The following is a 9,735-nucleotide window of genomic DNA, read 5'->3' on the forward strand; positions in this document are numbered from 1 at the left end:
CAAATCCGGAAATTTAGAAATGAGGAATCCAGCGTCTGTGCGCACTTAATGGTTTAATCAAACTAAGCTGATGAACCTCAGATTGCTTACTCTAAGTAAATACCCCGACCTACTTTTGTAGATCGGGGCATTAAGAGATCGGCATTTACGGCAGGTGGTTCAGAGGCGCTAACCTCCGGGCCTGCTGCGGATGTTCTCAGGCAGCCATGTGGCGATCTCAGGGAACGCGATCAGAACAAAGACCATCGCGACCATGATCAGGAACATCGGGAACGCTGCCCGCGCAATGAACCCCATCTGATAGTTGGTCATGCCTTGCAGCACGAACAGGTTAAACCCGATCGGCGGCGTGATCTGCGCCATCTCAACCACCACCACGATGAAGATACCAAACCAGATCAGGTCAATGCCCGCCTGACGGATCATAGGCTCCACCACAGCCATGGTCAGCACCACAGAAGAAATGCCATCCAGGAACATGCCGAGGATCACGTAGAACACCAGCAGCACCATCAGCAGCTCAAAGCGACTGAGCTCCAGCGTTGCGATCATGTCAGCCAGACCGCGCGGCAGACCTGTAAAGCCCATGGAGAGAGACAAGAACGCAGCACCGGCAAGGATCAGTGCAATCATGGAGGAGGTGTAGGTCGCCCCCATCAAACTGCTCGTGAAGCTCTTCCAGGACAGTGAGCCCTGAGAAGCTGCAAGGATCAGACTTCCAATCACACCAAAGGCTGCAGCTTCTGTCGCCGTTGCGTAGCCCAGATACATGGAGCCAATCACAACGAGGATCAGCAGGATCACTGGCAGCAGGAAGCGGGTGTTCTTGACCTTCTCAGCAAAGCTCATCTCAGGTTCCGCTTTCGGATCCCATTTAGAAGAGACTTTAGAGGTGATCGCCACATAGGCCATGAACATGCCAGCCAGCACGATGCCCGGCATAATGCCTGCAAAGAACAGCTTGGAGATGCTCTCGTTAATGGTCACGCCATAAACGATCAGCGTCAGGGACGGCGGGATCATCAGACCCAGCGTTGCTGCACCAGCCAACGTGCCAATGATCATCTTTTCCGGATAATCACGTTTACGCAGCTCGGGGATAGACATCTTGCCAACGGTGGTCAGCGTTGCGGCAGAAGAACCGGAGACCGCTGCAAAGACTGTACAGCCCACAATATTAGTGTGAACCAGACCACCTGGAAGGCGGGCCATCCATGGGGCAAGGCCACGGAACATATCTTCCGATAATCGGGTTCGATACAGGATTTCACCCATCCAGATGAACAGCGGCAGCGCCGTCAGTGTCCAGGAGGAGGACGCCGACCAGATGGTCGTCAACATCACGTCGCCAACAGGGCGGGTGGTGAACAGTTCCATGCCAACCCATGCCACACCCATGAGCGCCAGACCGACCCAGACGCCGGTGCCAAGCAAGGTGAACATGACAAACAGGAACAGAATGATAATGCTTATATTTTCCATTGCTCTTATTCTCCGGCAACTGCTTCTTCAAGTTCAGGCGCAATACGGTGCTTGCCAGTGAATATGAGTTGAAGGAGGTGGTCTGTGAGAGCAATCGCAAGGATCAAGGCACCAAGGAACATAAAGCCCTGTGGGATCCAAAGCGGTGTGCGGTCCTGTCCCTGACTGATGTCATTAAACTTGTGAGACCAGTAGACGAAACGATAGGCGTAGTACACGAAGTACCAGATCGTGGCGGAGCCAATGGCAAAACACCAGATTTCCAGAATGCGCTGTGCTGTCTTGCCCAGCATTTGGTGCAGGATGGATACGCGAATATGGATGCCCTTGTTCAAGGCATTGGCAAATGCAAGGAAACTGGCGGCGGCCATGGCATAGCCTGCATATTCTGCGGCGCCCGGAAAGACCTCTCCCGTCCAACGTGCCAGCATCTGCACGACAATCAGTCCGAGGATGGCAATCAGACAAAGCGCGGAAAGAACTCCAGCTGTCTTGTAGATCCCATCCAGCCCTAAGCGCAGTGCGCGTGTCAGCTTCATTGTTCTCCCCCTCGAAAAAAGAAAAGCCGGAGTTCCAAAAGGTTCTCCGGCTTTTGCGTGCTTATTTCATTGCTTTGAAGGCGCTGACAACAGCCTTGCCATCGTCACCAGCAGCTTCAAGCCATTCTGCAGTCATGGTTGCACCAATTTCCTGCAGGTCAGCTTTCATCTGGTCACTACCCTTTTCAACCTTCATGCCGCCTTCACGCAGGCCATCAAGGGTGAAGTTTGTGTAGTCGATAGAACGCTTGAGGCCAGCTGCTTCTGCCGTTGCCGCGCAGCCCTGAATGATGCCTTTGTTCTTTTCAGAAACACCAGACCACACATCAGAGTTTACAAGCATGTAGTTGCGTGGCAGCCATGCATCCACTTCGTAGAAGTAGTTGAGGCTTTCCCAAACTTTACGATCGTAACCAGTTGCACCGGAGGAGACCATGGAGTCAGCAACACCGGTTGCAAACGCCTGAGAGATTTCAGCAGCTTCAATGGAAACTGGCAGCATGCCTGTCAGCTCAGCAAGACGCGCAGTTGCGGTGTTGTAAGAGCGGAACTTGATGCCTTCCATGTCAGCAACAGAGTTGACTGCATTTTTGAAGTACAGACCCTGAGGAGGCCATGGCACGGAATACAGCAGGGTCAGGTTCTGTTCGCCAAGAACCTTTTCAAGCGCTGGCTTTGCAGCAGTCCAAAGCTTTGCCGCATCATCAAAAGATGTTGCGAGGAATGGAACGGAATCCACACCGAACAGGGCATTTTCGTTCTGGTGACCGGAAAGCAGACGCTCACCGATTGGCACCTGACCGGTCTGAACTGCGCGCTTGATGTCGCCGCCTTTAAACAGGGAGCCGCCCGGGTGAGTGGTTACTTCGATTTCACCGCCAGTGCCAGACGTAATACAAGCTGCAAATTCAGCGCCAGTTACAGAATGGAAATTGGACCCTGAGTACGCCATTGGCAGGTCCCACTTTTCCGCAGAAGCAGCAGTTGCCCCCAACGCCATAGCGGAAACACTCAAGGTGACCAGTAGACTAGACTTCTTCATATGTTCTCTCCTCCAAGAAAATTAGTGATGCCCTCAATTAAATCTTTGCGGATCGTAAGGGCTTATATCGTTATTGGGGCGTTTACCGCTGATCAGATCAGAGGCCAGCCGCCCGGTTTTTGGACCGCCCGTCAGGCCGATGTGGTGGTGCCCAAACGCTGCATAAACACCGCTTTTGCCCACTTCACCGATGAGGGGGAGACTGTCCGATGGCGCAGGGCGGAAGCCCAACCATTCTTCTTCGCTTGATGCTTCCAGATGCGGGAAGCTCTCGCGAACCTTTTTCCGTAGTAGAGCCAGAGGAGCTTTGGAAGCACCAGCTTCCAGCCCGCCAAACTCAACAACACCCGCACAGCGCAATCCCTGTGCCATTGGCGTTGCCACGAACTTGCCGGAGGCAACCATGATTGGCTGGCTCGGCTGCTCGCTCGGGTTCTTGAATAAAATGTGGTAACCGCGCTCGGCTTCCAGCGGTACGCTGATGCCAAGCTTATTCATCAAAGGCTTGGACCAGACGCCAGTTGCCAGAACGGCACGATCACACTCAAAACGTCCTCTGTCAGTCATGACGGCTGAAATCGAGCCGCCCGACAGATCGAAATCCTTCACTTCGGCCTGCACAAATGTGCCGCCCATCTCTTTGAAAACCTGCACCAGATCCTGAACATACGCACCCGGGTCCTGAATGAACCCGTGATCACGCATCAACGCCAGCAACTTGATGTTCCTGGCAAGGATTGGTTCCATCTCGTGAACGGCGTCACCTTCAATCAATTCCGGCACAAACCCGGCTTTGCGGCGCAGTTCCCAGGTGTATGCGTCTGCTTCAAAGGCGGCTCTGTCGTTGTAGGCAAAACTGTAGGTGCTTTCCTGAAGCCACTTTGCAGCGCTGGTTCCGTCCACCAATGCATGGTGCTGGTCCACACTGTCACCAACAATCGGCGTCAGCCCCTGCGCGATGCGGCGGGTTTCCTTATCCGTTGCGTGTGACAGGTAACGTGCCAGCCAACCCGCCAGCTTCGGCAGATAGCTCCAACGCAGGAACAGCGGAAAGTTTGGATCCAGCAGAAGCTTTGGGCCTTTCAGGATCAGACCCGGCGCTGTGACTGGCGCCACGGAGCAACTGGCCAGAACACATGCATTGCCAAAGGATGCGCCCATGCCGGGCTCACCCTTGTCGATGAGGGTCACATCATGACCCTCACGCTTCAACCATAAAGCTGCTGATACACCAACGATCCCTGCACCGATGACGACGACATTATTTTTATTCATGCAGCCCCCAGCACCGCACTCTTGGAAATCGCATAGTGCTCAACTTTCTCCAGATCCGGCCGGCCTCCCAAGCCTGCCGTTTGCGGAACGATCACATCGCCGCCTCTGGTTTCAAATGGCGTTTCCATAAGGTCTTCTACTAGGAAGTATTTTGCCTGATAAAACTCACAAGCTAAAGTGATTTCTGGCGTTGCAGCAATCATATGCGTTCCGGCAAGGTGGGCGAGGCCGGATTCAAACATGTCGCCGCCATAGGCACTCATACCAGCGGTTGCGGCCATGCGGGCTACAGTTTGGGCCCGAGTCAAGCCTCCACTCTTCATTATTTTGACTGAAACACCGTCAGCTATCCCCATGTTAATCGCGGTCAGCATGTCCTCTGGCCCAAAGATGCTTTCGTCCGCAAGAAGCGGCACATCGATGGAATTTCGGATAGTTGCCATAAGTTCCCGAAGGTTATGCGCAACCGGCTGTTCGATAAAATCTGGTTGAAAACTCGCGATGTCGCGAACGCACGCTAGGGCACTATCGTGGTGCAGACCCTGATTGTAGTCCACGCGAATGGAAAACTCAGGATAGCTCATGCGTAGGCGCTCCATACGCATCATATCAAACTCATGACCCTTGAAGCCTGTTTTGAGCTTGATGATGCGCACACCATCCTCTTTCAAACGTTCCATCAATGCCAAATCACGATCGAAATCAGGATCAGCAATAGAACAGGAAAGAGGGATCGTATCGCGGCATTTACCACCCAGAAGCGCCCAGACAGGCAAATCAGAGATTCGGCCCTGTAGGTCGAGCAGTGCTGTTTCCAGAGCAGCTTTCGCCTCGGTACAATGAGCAACCGCCTTTTGGGCGTCCTTCATGATCGTGGCGCGTTCACCAATGGTACGGCCAACAACAAGCGGACGGATGTAGCGGTCAAGCGCCGCAAAGGTGGCTTCTGCTGATCCGGTGAAGACGGACCACGGCGAGGCTTCACCCCAGCCGGTTTCGCCCCCCTCCGCCGTTAAGCGGAGGATGACAATATCAACGGCGTGTTCAACAGAACCAATGCCATGGTCGCGGCGGGCATTCACTGGCAACTGTACGTGCCAGACATCCATCCCGGTGATTTTCTGTTCAGCGTTCATGGCTCTTATCCCATCCAGCGGCGTACAGGTGCGTTACTTTCTTCAAGAGGCTGCGTCACAACATCAATCAGCGTTGGACCGTCATGTTCGATTGCCTCTTTGAGCACACGCTCCAGATCATCAGGATTTTCAACGCGCCAGCTCTTCACACCATAAGCAGCGGCAACAGCGGCCTGATCAGTGCGGTTGAAGTCTACATTGTAGTAGCGCGCATCTGTGTCCGCATACTGGCTCGCTTTGATCCAGCCGTAGCTGGAGTTGGAGAACACGATGTACGTGATAGGCGCACGGGAGCGGCACACAGTCTCCAGCTCACCACAAGTGAAGCCGAAGGAGCCATCACCCATCATAGCAACCACTTTGCTGCTTGGACGGCCATACCATGCACCAAGCGCAGCAGAGAGCGAGTAACCCAATGCGCCATGCGCGCGGTTGGTGATGAAGTAACGACCAGACTGCGGCAGCTGGTAATAAGCAGAGAAGTACGGACAGGAGGTGCCTGGATCGGAGATCACTGTGGCATCAACCGGCAACACCTTCATCATCGCATCAATCACGCGTTCAGGACGGATTGGCGCTTCACCGCTTTGAGCCAGTTTGTTGAAGATCTCGAACTTACGTTTCTTGATGTCTGCAACAGCAGCAGCACCGCCGAAAGTGTCAGCGCCCTGATCGCGTTTATCCAGAACAGCGTTGACTTGCGCAAGGGAAAGCTTGAGGTCACCAACAACGCCAACTTCCACTTCGTAGTTGGCACCGATCACCATTGGGTCGTTGTCGAAGTGAACAACACGGGTCTTAGTAGATGGCGCTTCCCAGCGGGAGGTGGTGGTGGAGCCGGCACGAGCCCCCATGAACACCACAAGGTCCGCGTTGGCCATGGCTTCCCATGTCTCGTCTGTTCCGCCATTGGACCCGACTACACCGACACAGTTTGTATGGGTTTCAGCCAGTGAACCCTGACCGGAGATGGATGTTGCAACCGGAATGTCGAGACGGGATGCCAGACGGTCCAGTTCTTCCATAGCACCAGCAATCACAACACCGCCGCCGCACACAATCAGCGGTTTCTTGGCAGAAAGGATTGCGTCAACCGCAGCTTCAGCAGCACCTGGAGCAGGGGCCTGAGGGTAAGCTGGATATGATGTCAGCTGCTGATCTGCCCAGATGTCAGAGGCATCGACCGCATCATACTGAATGTCGTAGGGCAGGCCGAGGTGAGCTGCGCCGGAGCGACCGGTTGTCATGGCACGGAAGGCTTTACGAACCATCCGCGGAATGTGGTCAGCGCGCTTGATCACGGTGTTCCACTTGGTCAGCGGACGCATCAGCGCTTCCTGATCCACTTCAGTCAGCGGGTACTTGCCGTAGGACCCGACAGAAATGTCCGTCGTAATGCCAAGCACAGCATAAGAGCTTTCAGAGGCTTCGATCAGACCCGGCAAAATGTAGGTTGCGCCACCACCAGACGGCCCCTCACACACACCCGGACGTCCGGTCACTCGTGAATACGCATCGGCCATGTAAGTGGCGCAGCGCTCATCACGGGTCAAAACGTGGGTCATCTTGTGATCAAGCTTATACATCGCGTCATAAAACGGCAGTGTTGTATCGCCGCAAAGACCGAAAATGTGCTGGACGCCCTGCGCCTCCAGCATTTTTACCATGGCTTCTGCACCATTCATCTTATTCGTCACAGTGTCACCTATCAGACCCGTCCCACCTGTTAAGCAGGCAATTTACTAAACCCGAAGAATGCAGAATCGATTGCACTCAAAATTGTATACAGCACCATATTCAATATTGAGCGCAGGTCAAATGGAATGTACAGTTCATCTATGACGTGGTAAGTGCTGAGCCAATTTTTGGGGCCTGCGACGGCAGGATTGAGAGCGATTTTGGAATGACAAAAGCTGATAGCAACGTGGACCGCATCTACGAAAAACTACGGAAAATGGCGGCCTATTTCGAACTTAAGCCGGATGCCCGTATCAACGAAAGCGCGTTATCCACAGAGTTGGGCGCAAGCCGGACACCGCTGCGCGAGGCGTTGAATCGACTCGTGGCAGAAGGCTTCCTCACGTTCCAGAGTGGCCGCGGTTTCTTTTGCCGCCCCCTGAGCCCGAAGCTTATTCTCGACCTTTATGAAGCGCGTGTCGCCATTGAGACGGAGATTGTCCGCCTTGTTTGCCGCCGAGCCAGTGATGAAGAACTTCAGGACCTGATGGAGTTTTTGAAGTCCACTGAGCCGGACTATGACAGCTGCGAAGACCCGATGGAGCTTTTGAGCATGGATGAGGCGTATCACATGCGCATCGCTGCCTTGTCTCAAAGCAACGAGCTGGTCCGCATTCTGGAAAACCTGAATGACCGCGTGCGTTACATCCGTCTTGTCGACTTGAAATACCTACGCGGCAAGACACCTGTTTCTACGCAGGAGGAAGCCCAGCTTTCGGCCCACCGTGTGGTGCTGACCGCCCTGATCAACCGGGATGAAGACAAAGCCGTTTCCACCATGCGTCACCATATTGAACGACGCCGCGATGAAGCAACAGAGGCAGTACGCATCGCCTATTCGCAGCTCTACGTTCCAGCTGATTAACGCGAGTACCAAAAGCAAAGCAGGTCGCAGGTCCCCAACACTTAACCTGCTTTGCCCTCCAATTTTATAGAAGAGGTTTTGAATTATGTCCGTTGAGTATGGAGGCAAGACCGTATTTGGTGCCTCAGTCGGCATTCTCATGCTGGAAACCAAGTTCCCGCGCATTTACGGCGACATCGGCAATGCCCAGACATGGCCGTTTCCAGTGCATTATCGCGTGGTCCGCGGTGCGACCCCAAACAAGGTGGTGCGCAATGATCCGCGTGAACTGGTGGATCTGTTTGTTGAAGCTGGCCGCGATCTGGTGCGGACCGGCTGTGATGGCATCACCACCAACTGCGGTTTTCTGGCTCTCATTCAGGACGAGGTGAAGGAAGCGCTTGGCGTACCCGTCGCAACATCTTCCTTGATGCAGATCCCAAGCGTGCAGCAGCTTCTGCCGAAGAACAAGCGCGTCGGCGTCATCACCATCTCCAAAGAAACATTGACCAAGGAGCACCTGAAAGCAGCAGGCGCACCGGAAGACACGGTGATTGTAGGCACAGATGGTCTGCGCAACTTCACGCGCGAAGTGCTGGATGACTATGACGCCATCAACTTTGAAGATGCCCGTCTGGATCTGTTGGACGCTGCCGCAGAATTGGTGACCAAAAACGAGGGCATTGGCGCCATCGTTCTGGAGTGCACCAATATGGTGCCCTATGCCAATGACATCCGCAAACTCACCGGATTGCCCGTATATTCCATCTACACGTTCGTGAACTGGTTCCAATCCGGTCTGGTTCCGCGTAAGTTCCCGCTGGAACTGGATGACCCGCGTTTGAATTTAGCGACTTACGGAAATTAATCGATGTCGAAGCCTAGTCAGATTGAACAGATAAACACAAACGGCCTCGTTTTGCTTGGCTGCGGAAAGATGGGCTCAGCCATGCTGAAGGGCTGGCTGGAAGCAGGCGTTCTGCCTTCCAGCACAACTGTGATTGATCCTTATCCATCTGACTGGCTGAGGTCACTGGAAGATCATGGCCTAAGCCTGAACAAGCAACTGCCAGCAGCTCCCGCAGTGTGTATTCTGGCTGTGAAACCTCAGATGATGGGGGATGCAACCCCTCAGGTCGTCGCGCTAGGCGGTGGCAGCACCGTGTTCATTTCCGTTGCAGCAGGCACAAACCTGACCACACTTCTTTCTCTGGTAGGTGAGGGCAGCCCGATCATCCGCGCCATGCCAAACACGCCGGCAGCAATTGGCCGCGGCATCACCGCGCTCATTCCAAACGACCACTGCTCGGAAAGCAATCTGGCTATGGCACAAGAACTGCTCGCCGCTGTTGGTCAGACCGTTGTGCTGGAAAACGAAAGTCAGATGGATGCTGTAACTGCAGTCTCCGGCTCTGGACCTGCCTATGTGTTCCACCTGATCGAGTGCCTCGCCAAAGCAGGCGCAGAGCAGGGGCTGCCGGAAGAACTGGCAATGCAACTGGCTAAAGCCACCGTTGGCGGAGCAGGGCAACTGGCAGAAGATGCCAGCGATGACCCTACCCAGCTGCGCATCAATGTGACATCTCCAAACGGCACCACAGCCGCGGCGCTCGATGTGCTTATGAACGAAGAGGACGGCATGCCGCCACTTCTTTCCCGCGCTGTTGCAGCTGCCAAAAA

The 9,735-nt window shown here is 54.3% G+C and carries 9 protein-coding genes; 3 read left to right on the forward strand and 6 right to left on the reverse strand.

Going from position 1 to position 9,735, the window contains the following annotated elements; translation table 11 throughout:
- Positions 1 to 168: 168 nt before the first annotated feature.
- The 6 genes from PPL9_RS03620 to PPL9_RS03645 all read right to left on the reverse strand — a co-directional run bounded on the left by PPL9_RS03620 (position 169) and on the right by PPL9_RS03645 (position 7,171).
- Positions 169 to 1,482 (reverse strand): TRAP transporter large permease subunit, encoded by a 1,314-nt coding sequence (locus tag PPL9_RS03620; RefSeq protein ID WP_057461373.1) that lies wholly within the window; start codon positions 1,480 to 1,482, stop codon positions 169 to 171.
- A 5-nt stretch (positions 1,483 to 1,487) separates the two neighbouring features.
- On the reverse strand, positions 1,488 to 2,021 hold the full coding sequence (locus PPL9_RS03625; protein WP_057461374.1) for a TRAP transporter small permease: 534 nt from the start codon (positions 2,019 to 2,021) through the stop codon (positions 1,488 to 1,490).
- A gap of 61 nt (positions 2,022 to 2,082) precedes the next feature.
- Positions 2,083 to 3,063 (reverse strand): TRAP transporter substrate-binding protein, encoded by a 981-nt coding sequence (locus PPL9_RS03630; RefSeq protein ID WP_057461375.1) that lies wholly within the window; start codon positions 3,061 to 3,063, stop codon positions 2,083 to 2,085.
- Positions 3,064 to 3,096: 33 nt separating this feature from the next.
- A complete protein-coding gene (locus PPL9_RS03635; RefSeq protein WP_057461376.1) occupies positions 3,097 to 4,338 on the reverse strand; it encodes an FAD-binding oxidoreductase in 1,242 nt (413 codons plus the stop codon).
- A complete protein-coding gene (locus PPL9_RS03640) occupies positions 4,335 to 5,474 on the reverse strand; it encodes an enolase C-terminal domain-like protein (protein WP_057461377.1) in 1,140 nt (379 codons plus the stop codon). The genes PPL9_RS03635 and PPL9_RS03640 overlap by 4 nt, the downstream gene beginning before the upstream one ends.
- Positions 5,475 to 5,479: 5 nt before the next feature.
- On the reverse strand, positions 5,480 to 7,171 hold the full coding sequence (locus tag PPL9_RS03645; protein ID WP_057461378.1) for a thiamine pyrophosphate-binding protein: 1,692 nt from the start codon (positions 7,169 to 7,171) through the stop codon (positions 5,480 to 5,482).
- 206 nt (positions 7,172 to 7,377) lie between these two features.
- Here PPL9_RS03645 and PPL9_RS03650 point away from each other — a divergent pair, with 206 nt between their 5' ends.
- From PPL9_RS03650 to proC, 3 genes are all read left to right on the forward strand, one after another.
- Positions 7,378 to 8,076 (forward strand): GntR family transcriptional regulator, encoded by a 699-nt coding sequence (locus tag PPL9_RS03650; protein ID WP_008551148.1) that lies wholly within the window; start codon positions 7,378 to 7,380, stop codon positions 8,074 to 8,076.
- A gap of 85 nt (positions 8,077 to 8,161) precedes the next feature.
- Positions 8,162 to 8,923, forward strand: a complete 762-nt coding sequence (locus tag PPL9_RS03655; protein ID WP_057461379.1) for an aspartate/glutamate racemase family protein — start codon at positions 8,162 to 8,164, stop codon at positions 8,921 to 8,923.
- 3 nt (positions 8,924 to 8,926) lie between these two features.
- A partial coding sequence (gene proC / locus PPL9_RS03660; RefSeq protein WP_082596505.1) for a pyrroline-5-carboxylate reductase occupies positions 8,927 to 9,735 on the forward strand: 809 nt, incomplete at its 3' end.

Origin of the sequence: Pseudovibrio sp. POLY-S9 (assembly GCF_001431305.1) — a bacterium.
GTDB lineage: Bacteria > Pseudomonadota > Alphaproteobacteria > Rhizobiales > Stappiaceae > Pseudovibrio.